The organism is Ignavibacteriota bacterium, from assembly GCA_016218045.1.
Classification (GTDB): domain Bacteria; phylum Bacteroidota; class Ignavibacteria; order SZUA-365; family SZUA-365; genus JACRFB01.
Map to the genome: position 1 here is coordinate 14315 of JACRFB010000004.1, position 14347 is coordinate 28661.

12 protein-coding genes are annotated in these 14347 nt (G+C 58.2%); 5 read left to right on the top strand and 7 right to left on the bottom strand.

Annotation, left to right across the window (positions count from 1 at the left end; translation table 11 throughout):
• Nucleotides 1-20 precede the first annotated feature (20 nt).
• Nucleotides 21-1916 carry a molecular chaperone DnaK gene (gene dnaK / locus HY962_01305; protein MBI5645541.1) on the top strand — a complete coding sequence of 632 codons (1896 nt, stop codon included), beginning with the start codon at nt 21-23 and terminating at the stop codon, nt 1914-1916.
• Between the two features lie 102 nt (nt 1917-2018).
• On the top strand, nt 2019-2231 hold the full coding sequence (locus HY962_01310) for a hypothetical protein (GenBank protein MBI5645542.1): 213 nt from the start codon (nt 2019-2021) through the stop codon (nt 2229-2231).
• Here HY962_01310 and HY962_01315 read toward each other — a convergent pair whose 3' ends face one another.
• The 5 genes from HY962_01315 to HY962_01335 all read right to left on the bottom strand — a co-directional run bounded on the left by HY962_01315 (nt 2232) and on the right by HY962_01335 (nt 6309).
• Nucleotides 2232-3155 carry a transketolase family protein gene (locus HY962_01315; protein ID MBI5645543.1) on the bottom strand — a complete coding sequence of 308 codons (924 nt, stop codon included), beginning with the start codon at nt 3153-3155 and terminating at the stop codon, nt 2232-2234.
• A 7-nt stretch (nt 3156-3162) separates the two neighbouring features.
• Complete coding sequence (locus HY962_01320) at nt 3163-4005, bottom strand: transketolase (GenBank protein MBI5645544.1); 843 nt, start codon at nt 4003-4005, stop codon at nt 3163-3165.
• Between the two features lie 38 nt (nt 4006-4043).
• Nucleotides 4044-4391 (bottom strand): hypothetical protein, encoded by a 348-nt coding sequence (locus tag HY962_01325; GenBank protein ID MBI5645545.1) that lies wholly within the window; start codon nt 4389-4391, stop codon nt 4044-4046.
• Nucleotides 4391-5755 carry a DUF1446 domain-containing protein gene (locus HY962_01330; protein MBI5645546.1) on the bottom strand — a complete coding sequence of 455 codons (1365 nt, stop codon included), beginning with the start codon at nt 5753-5755 and terminating at the stop codon, nt 4391-4393. The genes HY962_01325 and HY962_01330 overlap by 1 nt, the downstream gene beginning before the upstream one ends.
• A gap of 113 nt (nt 5756-5868) precedes the next feature.
• Nucleotides 5869-6309: a hypothetical protein gene (locus tag HY962_01335; protein ID MBI5645547.1), complete on the bottom strand. Its 441-nt coding sequence runs from the start codon at nt 6307-6309 to the stop codon at nt 5869-5871.
• 132 nt (nt 6310-6441) lie between these two features.
• On the opposite strand from HY962_01335, the gene HY962_01340 reads away from it, so the two are divergent.
• Together HY962_01340 and bfr are read left to right on the top strand one after the other, a co-directional pair.
• Nucleotides 6442-7854: an MFS transporter gene (locus HY962_01340; protein ID MBI5645548.1), complete on the top strand. Its 1413-nt coding sequence runs from the start codon at nt 6442-6444 to the stop codon at nt 7852-7854.
• A 33-nt stretch (nt 7855-7887) separates the two neighbouring features.
• Nucleotides 7888-8352 (top strand): bacterioferritin, encoded by a 465-nt coding sequence (bfr, locus tag HY962_01345; protein ID MBI5645549.1) that lies wholly within the window; start codon nt 7888-7890, stop codon nt 8350-8352.
• A 67-nt stretch (nt 8353-8419) separates the two neighbouring features.
• Here bfr and HY962_01350 read toward each other — a convergent pair whose 3' ends face one another.
• Together HY962_01350 and HY962_01355 are read right to left on the bottom strand one after the other, a co-directional pair.
• On the bottom strand, nt 8420-10942 hold the full coding sequence (locus HY962_01350; protein ID MBI5645550.1) for a T9SS type A sorting domain-containing protein: 2523 nt from the start codon (nt 10940-10942) through the stop codon (nt 8420-8422).
• Between the two features lie 56 nt (nt 10943-10998).
• Nucleotides 10999-13617, bottom strand: coding sequence for a T9SS type A sorting domain-containing protein (locus HY962_01355; GenBank protein ID MBI5645551.1), 2619 nt, complete (start codon nt 13615-13617; stop codon nt 10999-11001).
• A 151-nt stretch (nt 13618-13768) separates the two neighbouring features.
• On the opposite strand from HY962_01355, the gene amrA reads away from it, so the two are divergent.
• A complete protein-coding gene (gene amrA, locus HY962_01360; GenBank protein MBI5645552.1) occupies nt 13769-14344 on the top strand; it encodes an AmmeMemoRadiSam system protein A in 576 nt (191 codons plus the stop codon).
• Nucleotides 14345-14347: the final 3 nt, after the last annotated feature.

The window sequence follows — 14347 nt, forward strand, 5'->3', positions numbered from 1 at the left end:
TTTCAAGGAGGACAGCACACATGAGTAAAATCATCGGAATCGACCTGGGCACGACAAACTCCGTCGTTGCGGTGATGGAGGGAACCACCCCGGTCGTCATCCCGAATTCCGACGGCGGACGCACGACGCCATCCGTCATCGGTTTCAAGAAGGATGGTGAACGCGTGATCGGCAACGCCGCAAAGCGTCAGGCCGTCACGAATCCGCAGAACACCGTGTATTCGATCAAACGCTTCATGGGACGTCTGCATGGTGAAGTGGCGACCGAGATAACCGAGGTCCCTTACAAGGTTGTCGCGGGCGAAAACGGTTCCGCGCGTGTCGACATTTCCGGGCGCATCTATTCCCCGCCCGAAATCAGCGCGATGGTGCTGCAGGCATTAAAAAAATCCGCCGAGGAATACCTCGGCCATACCGTCACTGAGGCCGTCATCACTGTGCCTGCGTACTTCAACGACGCGCAGCGTCAGGCCACGAAGGATGCGGGCGAAATTGCGGGACTCACAGTGCGCCGCATCATCAACGAGCCCACTGCAGCGGCGCTCGCCTACGGTCTCGACAAAAAGCGCGAGAACGAAAAGGTGGCCGTGTACGACCTGGGCGGCGGCACCTTCGATATATCGATCCTCGAACTCGGCGACGGTGTGTTCGAAGTGAAGTCCACCAACGGCGACACCCACTTGGGCGGCGACGATTTCGACAAGCGGCTCATTGATTATCTCGCGGACGAATTCCACAAGGCCGAAGGCATCGATCTGCGCAAAGATCCGATGGCCCTGCAGCGGCTCAAGGAAGCGTCGGAAAAGGCCAAGATGGAACTGTCGACACTGTTGCAGACTGAAGTGAATCTTCCCTTCATCACTGCTACAGCCGATGGCCCCAAGCATCTTACTACCACCATCACACGCACAAAATTCGAACAGCTCGTGGACGATCTCGTTCGGCGGACTGTCGAACCCTGCAAGCGGGCTCTCACAGACGCAGGTCTGACGCCGAATGATATCGACGAGGTCATTCTTGTGGGCGGCTCGACCCGCATTCCCAAGGTGCAGGAACTGGTCAAGAGTCTGTTCGGGCGCGAGCCCCACAAGGGCGTAAATCCCGATGAAGTGGTGGCGGTCGGTGCGGCGATACAGGGCGGCGTTCTCTCGGGCGACGTGACCGATGTGCTTCTTCTTGACGTCACTCCTCTGTCGCTTGGCATCGAGACCCTCGGCGGCGTGATGACCACGCTCATCCCCGCGAACACCACCATTCCGACCAAGAAGAGTGAGATCTTCTCAACCGCCTCCGACAGCCAGACGTCGGTCGAGATCCACGTGCTGCAGGGTGAACGGCCGATGGCGGTGGACAACCGCACCTTGGGCCGCTTCCACCTCGATGGCATACCGCCCGCGCCGCGCGGCGTGCCGCAGGTTGAAGTCACCTTCGACATCGACGCCAACGGTATCCTCCACGTCTCGGCAAAAGACAAGGCGACAAACAAGGAACAGTCGATCCGCATCACGTCCTCGAGCGGCCTGAACAAGGAAGAGGTCGAACGGATGAAGCGCGACGCAACGGAACACGCGGCGGAGGACAAGAAGCGGAAGGAAGAGATCGACCTTCGCAATCAGGCGGACAGCCTCGTGTTTCACACGAAGAAGCAGCTCGAGGACTTCAAGGACAAGCTCGATGCAGGCATGATCGCGCGTCTCGAAGCCGACTCCGCAAAACTCGAGGAGGCGCTGAAGAGCGGCGTGGCGGCGGACATACAGCCTGCCATGGACGCCTTGAACAAGACGTGGAACGAGGCCTCGACGCAGATGTACCAGCAGGCATCCGCGCAGCAGCCACAGGGCGAGCCGCAGCCGGGTTCGGAGGGCAAGAAAAACGTCGAAGACGCCGATTACGAAGTGGTGGACGAATCAAAATAATCGGACCAACTCATCCTTTATCGATGCCGGCCCCAGGGCCGGCATCTTTTTTTCGCGGCGCCAATTGAGTACATTTTATTTTCTGAACAAGGAAAACAGAACATGGTCTCACAGAAATTGCTCGACATACTCGTCTGCCCCATGGGCAAGGCGCCACTGCGTCTCGAAGGAAACACACTGGTGTGCGAGCGCTGCGGCCCGCGATTCCGCATTGAAGACGATATCCCCATCATGCTCATCGACGAGGCGGAACTGCCCTCCGGGATAACACGTATAGAGGAACTCCCCTGCATGAGGGGCGATCAGCACTCCTGATCAGGCGATAAAGGCGCGTATCTGCGCGGCGATGCCGTCGGCATCGAGCTGGTGCTTGCGGTAGAGTTCCGCAGGGGATCCGGATTCGCCGTACACGTTACGGACACCGATGCGCAGCATGCGTGTGGGCTGCTGTTCGCCGAGGACCTCCGCAACCGCTCCGCCCAGACCGCCGATGATGCTGTGGTCCTCCACGGTCACGACGCGGCCGGTCTCGCGCGCCGCGGCAACAACAGCGGCTTCGTCCAGCGGTTTGATCGTGTGCATGTTGAGGACACGCGCGTCTACGCCTTCCACGGCGAGCAGCTCGGCCGCGTGCAGCGCGTTTGCAACCACGGGACCGGACGCCAGTATGGCCAGGTCCTTTCCATTGCGCAATTGATCGGCCTTGCCGAATTCGAAGGCGTACTCGCTCCCGTGCAGATCAGGGAGCGCCTGCCGGGTCAGCCGCAGAAATGAGGGAGCGGGATTGTCGACGAGGAAGCGCACGGCGGCGCGAGCTTCCGCATCGTCGGCGGGCTGAATGATGCGCATGTTCGGCAGCGTGCGCATCAATGCCACGTCCTCGAGCGCCATCTGACTGTAGCCGTCCTCCCCCACCCCGATACCGCAGTGCGTGCCGACGATGGTGACGTTGGCCTCGGAGTAAGCGATCGACATGCGAATCGTCTCGAAGCGGCCGACGACAAAGGTGGAAAACGAACAGATGAACGGTTTCTTGCCGCACAGCGCCATACCCGCGGCTGTGCCGATCATGTTCTGCTCCTGTATACCCATCTCGAAGAATCGATCCGGATATTTGGATCCGAAAATCCACGACTGTGTGGATTTTGCCAGATCCGCGTCGAAGACGACAATATCGTTGTGGGAAGCGCCGAGGGCGGCTATTTCTTCACCGAAGGAAACGCGGGTCGCTTTGCTCATGGGTGGTTCAGTTCAGGTCGCGGAGGAAAGTCTCGATCTCGTGAATGGCGGTTTTCGTCTGTTCGGCGTCGGGTGCCTTGCCGTGCCAGTCGACAGTGCCTTCCATGAATGAAACGCCTTTCCCCTTCACTGTGTCGGCGATGATGAAGCTCGGCGCGCCGTCACCCCGGCGCGTGCGGCGAAGTGCCTCATCAATGGCCGCAAAATCGTGTCCGTCGATTCTTTGCACATCCCAGCGGAAGGAACGGACCTTGTCGAGCACGGGATCGATGTCCATCACCTCGGCGGTTGGACCGTCGATCTGTCCCTTGTTGTAATCCAAAATCACGGTAAGATTGTCGAGACCGAATTTCGGGGCGGACATCAGCGTCTCCCACACCTGGCCCTCCTGAAATTCACCGTCGCCGATCAGGGCGTAGACACGGGCGCCGTTACCGTCGAGTTTGGCGGCCATGGCCATTCCCTGCGCCATGCTGATGCCCTGCCCGAGAGATCCTGTCGACGCCTCGACCACGGGAAGCACCGCGTTTACCGGGTGTCCCTGAAGTGGCGACCCGAGGCGGCGCAGTGAGAGCAGTTCGTCGGCAGGGATGATGCCCAATCGCGCGAGCACCGCGTATAAACCCGGAACCCCGTGACCTTTCGACAGAACAAAGCGGTTCCTGTCCGGCGCGAGGGCGTTTTCGACGGTACGGTCGAGGTGACGGTAAAAAAGGACCGTCAGGATGTCGATCAATGAGAGTGATCCGCCAGGGTGGCCGGAACCGGCAGCGTGCAACATGCGCAGGATGTCAATGCGCATTTCATACGCGGCGCGGCGCAGATCCGTGAGCGAAAATTCCCGGGTCATTGTGTGTGTTTCGGCGGCAGGGACGGCAGAGGTCATAATCAGGGTTTCGGTGAGAGGGCTTCTTCTTCGATGACAAGTTCCATTCGCAGCATTGCGGAGCTTAGCGTCTTTCCCTGCGCGTCATTTTTTAATGACACGGTGCCGCCGCCGCCAAGCGTGTTGTGCAGAATAAAGTTCAAAGCCAGGAGATTCGGGAGTTCGTAACGGTCAACTTCACCGAGACAAATGCCCTCGAAGTGCCGCTTTACACGATCCGTCGTAAGCTCTTTCATGAGAATGGGATAATACTCCGGTCTTCGTGCAATCACACCAACGTTTGCGGCATCACCCTTGTCGCCGGAGCGTGCGTGTGCTATCTCGATCAGACGAATTTTTATCTGTGCCATCAGCCGATTCCCTCCACAATAACCTCGGCCTCTACAAGGCTTTTTGTCAGGAGCGCGGGCCAGTATGCCACGACTTCGCTCGGTTTGGGTCGACCACCGGCGAAACCCGTGACCGAAGGCGGACCCGTCAGAATCAGTGGTGCAATCTCACGGCCGAAGCGCTCGACCGCCTCATACGAGGCGCTTCGCACGCCGATGCGGAGAACGAGTTCATTAATTTCGTCTGGAATTGGCGCCAACGGACCGTGGCACGAGTTCAGCCCCACAAATTCCGTCCGGATCTCCTGAAATTCCAGCCCCAGGGCATCAAGCCGCGCGCGCAGAATTGCATCCGCTGCGCGGGCTTTTTCCAGAGCTTCGGGCCAGGCATATGTCAGCGTTCCGAAGGCCGAGAAACCGTCCAGATACGACATCGAAACTTTGTAGGAATCGGTGGCGGGCTTGCCGGTGATGCCGGACACTCGCACCCTGTTCTCCCCTTCCTGCGCGAGATGGATGGAGGTAAAGTCGGCGATACAATCGGGTGTGATGTACATGGCGGGATCGCCAATTTCGTAGAGCAATTGTTCCGATACCGTCGCGACAGAAACGAGGCCGCCGTAGCTTTCGTGTTTCGTGATATAGACGGTTCCGTCGGGATGGGCCTCGGCGATAGGGAAACCAATACGGGCCATGTCGGGGACGGATTTCCAGTCACCGAGAAAGTTGCCACCTGTCGACTGTGCGCCGCATTCAAGAATATGGCCGGCGACCGTGCCGGCCGCCATCTTGTTCCAATCCGAGAGCGACCACCCGAATTCATGAATCATAGGGGCAAGAGTAAGCCCCGTATCCGTTGTCCGCCCTGTAATCACGATATCAGCGCCCTGGCGAAGGGCTTCCACAATCGGCGCAGCCCCGAAATACACGTTTGCGCTGAGCAGGCGATCGCGGACAGTCGCAAGCGTATCGCCAGACTCCATATTTCGCAGTTCGGCGCCACGCTCCCGCAACTGGTCGATGCGGTCGAGGATATCATCCCCCATGACAACACCAACCTTGAGATTCCGGATTCCATGTGCAGCGGCAACGGCAAGAATCGCATCACGGCAGGCAATGGGATTCACTCCGCCGCCATTCGTTATCACCTTGATCCCCTTTTCAGCGAGAATCGGCAGGATACGTTCCAATTGCGTCACAAGGTCGCGTGCGTACCCGAGTGACGGATTTTTTCGTTTCTGCTTCTGGAGGATCGACATCGTCACTTCCGCCAGATAATCCATCACCAGGTAATCCACCGGTCCCCCGGTCACCTGCTGGTACGGCGCATCCACGAGGTCGCCCCAGAAGCCCTGGCCGCTAGCGATGCGAATGAATTGTTTCACGTTGAGTCCGGGAGGTGGGAGGGTGAAGCAGCGCTTCGTTCAGACTCCAAATGTACGATCCGACGATGCGAGAAACAATCTCGACATCCGGAGTCCCATATTTCACAGGGCTATTACCAGCCCTGTGGCAGCATCGCGACACCGAGCACTACGAGGGCCGCAGCCACTGCAACGGCAAGCAGCGATTTCTTTGCCCGTTCCGGCGATCCAAGAGCTTTCCACCTCCGCGGGAGATGTCCGAGCAGGCCTGCTATGAGCAGCAAGACGCCGTGCTCCACACGGTACAACGGCAAGAAATCATTGGCCACCGCATCCCACACAAACATCACCAGACCCAGTAAAATCTGCACATCGAGAAGAATGGTGAAAGCAAGGAGGAGTTTCTCGTCGCGCGGAGTAAAAGCTTCTTTCTTCGAGAAAAGTAAGTACAAACGCGTCAGCACTGCCACAAAAGCCAGCACAAGCAGCCAGCGCAATCCGGAATGGGCTTTAAACATCACAAACAGCATCATTTCTCCTGACAGAAGTGAAACGATGTAGCGGCGTTCAGACACACCAACTACGGGAGGGTGCGGGGAGTTCCCGATGAAATTATGAAGATCGCGGGTAATATCCGTATTTTCTTCAGCCCTCCTCCGGAGGTCCCCACTACGCAGTCCCCACTTCACAATGCAGACGAGAGACGCATGACAGAAGCGACGCTGAGCAAGCCGCGGTTGAAAGACTATCCGCCCACTTTCTGGCTCGTGATCATGTTCGAGTTTTTCGAACGTGGATCGTATTACGGCATGATGAGCATATTGTCGGTGTATCTCACCGATCAGCTCGGCTTCGCGAAGGAAAGCGTGGGTGTCATCAAGGGCACTATACAGCCGTTGTTGTACTTCCTTCCGATTCTGACAGGCGCGATTGCCGACCGCATGGGATACCGAAAAACGCTCATGGTCGCATTTGCGTTGCTGGGTACGGGATATTTTCTGACAAGCCAGACCACCGATTATGCCGCTGTGTTTGCGGCGCTGGTTGTGATGGGACTTGGCGCCGGCACATTCAAACCCGTCGTGTCGGGCACAATTGCAAAGGTGACCGACGAGCGCACCAGCACACTCGGATTCGGCATTTTCTACTGGAGCATCAATCTCGGCGCCTTCCTCTTCCCGCTCATCCTGGTGCCGATGCTCAAGGCCATCTCGTGGAATCTCGTGATGATCGCATCGGCTATCTGCACGGGCGCCATGCTGATCCCGACCATTTTTCTGTTCAAGGAGCCCGCGCGCGCGGCAGCCGCGAAGGAACCCCTCGGAAAAATGCTGGCGGGGATCTTCACCAAAATTCTCATGGTGGTGAAGGACTGGCGTTTCATCCTGTTCATCTTCATATACTCCTGGTTCTGGATCCTGTATTTTCAGATGTTCGACAGCGTGTTGTGGTATGTAAAGGACTTTGTCGATGCATCCGCATTGAATCAGTCCGTCAAATCGATCACCGGTCTCGACTGGTCCTTCGATATCGAACATGTGACCGTCATCAACGCCATGACCATCATTCTGCTGCAGATGGTGGTCTCAGCGATCGTATCAAAATGGAAGGCGCTCCCGACCATGATCGCGGGTGTGTCACTTGCCACCATCGGCATGGCGATTCTATCCATCAACACCAATATCTGGGTGTTCCTCGCGGGCATCGTGGTGTTCTCGATCGGCGAGATGACAGCGCACCCGAAATACATCAGCTACCTGGGCCTGATTGCACCGCAGGACAAGAAGGCGACATACATGGGCTTCGGCTTCCTGTACGGCGTGTTCGGTTCGTTCATCGGCGGCATACTCGGGGCGAACCTCTACGTCCGTTTTGTCGATAATCCGATGATCGCGTTTATCCGCGACACCTTTGCGGCACGCGGGCTCGCTCCGCTCGCCGCCGATGTCAAGGTTGCCGACGCACTCAAAGCCGCCGAAGCCGCGGGTCTGACCCGATCCGAAATCGGCGCACACGCGTTCACATCGGAATTGTGGCTGATCTTCAGTGGTATCGGCGTCCTGTGCATCCTCGGTTTGTTGCTCTTCCAGAGATTTGTAGCTTCAAAATCGCGCTACTGACACCACACCTCATCCCCATTAGCAGAGATTCCGATGAAAGGCAACGAGAAAGTCATCGACGCCATTCAGAACGTCCTCACGGCGGAACTGATCGCCATCAACCAGTATTTCCTCCACGCCGAAATGTACGAGAGCTGGGGGCTGGAGAAGCTTTCGAAGCAGACAAAGATCGACTCGATCGAGGAGATGAAACACGCGGAAAAATGCATGGAACGTATGCTGTACTTCGAGGGCATGCCGAACATGACGAAGGACATGCGGATAAATGTCGGCGGCACCGTGCCCGAGATGCTCGCGCACGATCTGCAGCTTGAATACGACGCCGTCGCCCACCTCAACAAGGTCATCAGCGTGGCCGCCGAAGCGGGCGACAACGGAACCCGCGACATGTTTCTGCTCATTCTGAAGGACGAGGAGGACCATGTGGATTTCCTCGAGACACAGCTTTCGCTTATCGAGCAGATCGGCCTGCAGAATTATCTGGCCGCCCAGGCCTGACGTACTTCATGAAAATGGAAACGGCGCTCCTTGGAGAGCGCCGTTTTTTTTTGCCGTCGGAATTACATCAGCGGACCACGGTCAGCTTCTTTGTGACCTTGGCTGCCCCGCTGCGCAATTCGACAAAGTAGAGACCAGGCGGCACGGACGCCGCGGAGAACTCGGCTGTGTGCTCCCCTGCCGGAATTTCCGCGTCACGAAGAACCGCGACCGTGCGTCCCGCAGCGTCGTGAACGGTAAGTCTCACATGTGTCGCACGAGCGAGCGTAAACGGCACGCGTGTGACATCGCGTACAGGATTCGGATAATTCTGTCCGATGTTCAGTGCCAGCGGCAGATTCTCAGGCCGATCCGTCGGCAGCACCGAGCTTGTCGCCCACATGCCGCGTCCGTGGCTTCCGACGATAATGCGGTTGTCGGGGGCGATGATCATGTCGTAGGCGATGAGATTCGGCAATCCGGATCCGAAGCGTTTCCAGTTCGTGCCTCCGTTCGTGGTGAACCAGACACCAAAGTCGGTCGCGGCGAACAAGGTGTTGACATCGGTGTTGGAACGCACGACGGAACCGGCCGGTAGATCGGGAAGGTCGCCGCTGATGTCGATCCACTGCTGCCCCGTGTTGGTCGTCTTGAACACATGCCCGGTGCCATATCCCGACGCAGCGACATAGGCGGTGTTTGGATCGTCCTGATCGACAAAAACCTTCGACAGCCAGCGGTTTGGGAGACCCGTGGAGATGTTGGTCCACTGCGGATCGCCGGAGCGGACATCCTTCGAGATCCATGCGCGTCCATTAGCAGTCACGGCATACATCCAATCCGGCTCCTGCTTCGGCACTGCCAGGTCCACAACAACGGAGCTGCCGGAGAGGTCGGGACTGATGATCTGCCAGGTTGGAGTTGAGGCGGTGCCGGGATTCTTCACACGGTACACGTACTGCGAGGAAGTGAACAGCAAGGTTCTGTCTGCTGGGTGGAGCATCATCGGCCGCCACCAGAACTGCCGGTCTGCTGCGGGGCCGGCCCCCAGACCGTTGGTGAGATCTGAAAAACTGCTGCCGCCGTCCGTGGTGCGACGCGGGTTGCCGTTGACGGAGATGAAAATGATCTGCGGATTCACCGGATCCACCGCAATGGAAGAACCGTCGCCGCCGCTGAGATACGACCAGTTTTTATCACCGGCTCCATTCTGTCGTTGATTGCTCTGATCCTGCGTACCGCCGTACACCATGTACGGAGTGCGGCTGTCGATATTCACAGCGTAGTATTGCGTGGTGATCATCTTGTACGTACGCATGGACCAAGCAACACCACCGTTGGTCGACATATGCACGCCACCGTCCGAGCCGACAAAGATCGTGTTCGGGTCGCCGGGTTTGAAGACAATGGCGTGCTGGTCGGCATGGACATAGCTGCCACTGTTCGGATTGGTATTTCTGAGCGACCAGTCAGTTCGCTTCGAAAACGTCGTGCCTCCGTTGGTGCTGCGCCACCAATCGACAGCACCGAGAAACACGGTATTCGCATCGGTGGGCGAGACGCCGATGGTGAGCGTGTAGTATGCGATGGTGTTGGTGAAGCTTCTCGAGATGGCGTTCGGACGGCGTTCCCAGGTCTCGCCACCGTTTGTGGAAACGAGAACCATGAAGAAATCGTTCGAGCCGTTCATAAGTGAACGGTTCAGCGCCACGGCAGCATACACACGGTCGGGATTCGCGGGCGAGATCGCCATCACGATACGGCCGGTCGAATCGGGATCAGGGAAATTGGTTGTGAGTTTCCGGAATGAAAAGTTCCTGCCACCAGCATCCGATACATAGACGCCATTTGCGCTGCTTCCGTAATCGCGGCCGATTGCCGCGTACACGCGCGACGGGCGGCCGGGTGTGTACAGGACATCGGTGATGACGCCCGTCAGAAGACGGCTCCACGCCTGACCACCGTTGGTCGATTTCCATAGATCGCTGGTGCTCGCGGCAAACAGTGTGTCGGCATCCGCGGGATGCAGGGCGATGCGATGAATCGCACTCTTCCCGTTCGGCCACGGCATGACCTCCCAGCTTGCGCCTCCGTTCAGTGTGCGGATGACACCGACACCGAGATACGCGGGAGAATACGTTCCGTGGCTGTTTCCAGCCAGACCCGTGGGCTCACCGGTGCCGATGAAAATCCGGTCGGGGTTGTTGGGATCGATGGCGATTGCGCCGTTCGCGAGGGATGGGAGGTCGTCGGATATGGGAAACCACTCCGAGCCCGAATTCGTGGTCTTCCACACACCACCCGAAGCCGAGGCGGCGAACAGGGTGGAGGGATTGCCCGGATGAATTGCCAGACCACGCACACGTCCGGAAATGTTCAAGGGACCAAGACTCTCCCACGCATTGTCCGCCGAGACATTGCCCTTGCTCAGCGCATCCTGCGATGTGCCGGCAACAGCCGAATACACCGCGAGGGCGCGGTCGAAAATATTCACATCGCCCGAGCCGTACAGCCGTTGGGCATAAAACAATTTCATCGACTCCGGAGAGTCCTTTTCGCGTCCGCTGTCAATGGCCGCCTCGGGATCGCGATGCGGAAAAAGGAGTACCATCCCCGCAACTGCGAGGAGGAGAATACCGGAGCGAGCAGAAATTGTCATCAGCAACCTCATCGGACAACGAGCAACTTCCGCGTCGCGCGGGATGAAGGTGTTTCAAGCGTGTAGAAATATGCGCCCGCGGGGAGTCCCGTCAGATCGAGGTGCAAAGTATGGGAACCGGGTTCGTATGTATTCTCCGCCAAGGTCCGCAAGACGCGGCCCTGCGCATCGTACAGCTTCATCACAAGCGCGGAACGTCGAGCAACCGAAAACGGGATGAAGGTGCTGCGGCCGGGCATGCCCGCGGGGAAATTCTGACCGAGCTGGAAATCAGGTGTTGCAACCTGCGACGGATCGAGTCCGAGAATGGAACTCGTGGTCCACATTCCGCGGCCGAAGGTGCCGGCAAGCAGAACATCGTTCGGAAGAATTTTCATATCGTAGACCACCACATTCGGAAGCCCTGTTCCAAACGGCGCCCATGTTGAACCGCCGTCGAGTGATACATAGACCCCGATATCGGTCCCAACAAACAGCGTGTTTGCATCCTTACGAGACTGCACGATGGCATTTGCGGGCAGATCCGGGAGATTGCCGGATATGTTCGTCCAATTCACTCCGGCATTGACAGTCTTGTACACGTGGCCGCCGCCATAGCCGGAGACGGAGAGATACGCCGTGTTTTCGTCGTTCCAATCAACATTGATGTCCGTAATCCAACGGCCCATCGGGAGTCCGGTCGAGACCTGCGTCCATGTCGGCGCGCGGTTCGAGAGATTTGTCGTCGTCCACACGCGGCCCGCCTGATTCGCCACGTACATGCGTTCGGCGTTTGTGGGAGCGACAACAGCGCGGGTAATCACACCGCCGCCGCCGAGATCACCGGACAGGATCTGCCACGACGGCGTGCCGCCGCCATCGGGGTTTTTCATCACATAGAGATACTGCGTTGCAGTGTAAAGGCGCGTACGATCAGCAGGGTGGAAATAGATAATGGGCACCCAGGTAAAGCGGTCGGCATTGTCACCCGCACCCATGCCCGTCAGCAGTCGCAGCGGACTGCCGATGCCGGTTCGCACAACAGGCCTCAGCCATTGCCCCGAGGTCTGGTCGATATTCAACGTCGTGACGTAGCGAACAGTCGACTTCGACGGGTCGACCGCGACATTGCCTCCGTCGCCGCCGTACAAATAGCTCCATTGCGATGCGGTACCGAATTTTCCGAAAGTGCCGTTGTCCTGTGTGCCTCCGAGATATGTCGCGAGGTTGGAAGGATCGTAGGCGCAGCCGTAATACTGGATGGTGCCCAGATTTGTGTTCTTGGTCGTATAGGTGAGTCCGTTGTCAGTGGTCTTGGCGATACCGCCGTCGCCGCCGATATAGAACGTATTGGTCTGTCCCGGGAGATACGCAAAGTGATGGATATCGACGTGTACATACTTTGGATCCGTGGTAGCCAACTCGCCTTTTGAAATACGGCCGAAGCTCGAACCGCCATTGCTGCTGCGCCACACATCGAGTCCGCCCAGAATCACCTGATTTTTATCCGCAGGCGATACGCCCAGCGCGAGATCGTAATAGGCCTGTCCCTGTGTGAACGTCGTGGGGATCGCGTTGATCTTGCGCTCCCAGGTTTCACCGCCGTTGCTGCTGACCATCAGAAGGAGGAAGTCGGTATCGGCATTCGGCATGATGCGCCGGTTGCGCGACACGGCCGCGTACACGCGGTCTGGATCGTTGGGCGAAATCGCCATCGCGATGCGACCGCAGGAATCGGGCGCGGGGAAATTCGTCGTCAGTTTGCGCCAGGAAAAGCTCTTGCCGCCCGCGTCGGAGACATAGATGCCGTTCGAGGATCCGCCTTGATCGTACCCATACGCGTAATACACGCGGCTCGGGCGCGAGGGTGTATAAATGACATCGGTGATGACACCGGTTGCAATGCGCGAGAAGTTGTCGCCACCGTTGGTTGTCTTCCACAGGTCGTTCAGCGTGGCGACAAGAAGGGTGTCGCTCGAAGTCGGATGCAGGGCGATGCGATGCACGCCGCCCATGGTCCCGGCCCATTTTTTTGTGACCCAGCTTCGTCCGCCGTCGTCGGAACGAAGGAGGCCTGCACTGCGCGAGTACAGGGCGGAGGCGTTCACACGCATACCGCCGTATTCATTGTAGACGGGCTCGCCCGTGCCGGCAAAGATCTTGTCGGGATTCGAGATGTCGATTGCGACGGCTCCGATCGGCAACAACGGCAGATAATCGGTGAGCGGCGACCAGGTATCACCGCCGTTGGTTGTTTTCCAGACTCCCCCTGTAGCTGCTCCGGCAATCACGATGTTCGGATCCGTTGGATGAACGGCAATGCCGCGCATGCGTCCCGCAAAATTCCATGGTCCCTGCTCCTGCCACTGATTCGCAATAACGGACGACTTCGACATACCGGCGCGCTGTTGATTCAGCCGGGCCGCTTCCTGCTCGATACGGAGATAGATGTCGACGTCGGGATTGTTCTGCAAACGCTGAAGGAAGAAATACTCGCGCATGACAGCGCGATTGAGTTTCTCAAGCTGGCGAGTGGACTGTGCCTTGACCTTTTCCGTTTCGATACGCGGACCGGCAACGGGCAGCAGCCACATCGCCGCGGCTGTGACGAAAATGAGCGTCCCTGCCATTCGTATACGTCTGTTCATGATCGTGCTTCCTTCGGGCATCTGAAAATGTGCGTCTATCCGATAAACATCGGTGTTTTCAAACCTTACAAGATAGACGGGGACCCGCAAAAAGACAACCGCATTCGCCGGTACCGCCGCCTGCAGATTGCGCGCGCCGTCGATTTTCGGTATGTTCCGCCATTGCACCACCGCGTCTTCTCCCCACATGAACGACACGCAGCGTCACACACTATTGCGTCTCGCGCGCGAGACCATTATCGCCGCGGTTCAGGCGATCCCGTCTCCACGCGCCGACTCCCCCGCGAGCGAAGTGCCGCATGAAGGAGTCTTTGTCACAGTGCGTGTCGGAGCGTCATTACGCGGCTGCATGGGCAATCTCGATCCCAGCATCCCGATTGAGGAGGCGGTGAGGCGTGCGGCGACACTGGTGGTGACAGCCGACAGGCGCTTCCCCGCACTCCGTCCCGACGAACTCCCCCACCTGACTATCGAGTTGCACGTGCTCAGGAATTTTGAACGTTTCACTCGTGAAAACGAGGTGACACCCGGCATTCACGGCCTCCTGATCGAGCATCTCGGCAGACGCGGGCTTCTACTTCCGAGCGTGGCGACCGAACACGGCATGGACGCCGCCGCCTTCCTCGATGCGGTGTGCGCAAAGGCGGGTCTGCCCGCACGTGCATGGAACGACGCAGACGCGACACTCACCCGTTTCCTCGACGAGTGCATCATCGATAGACCATAGGCC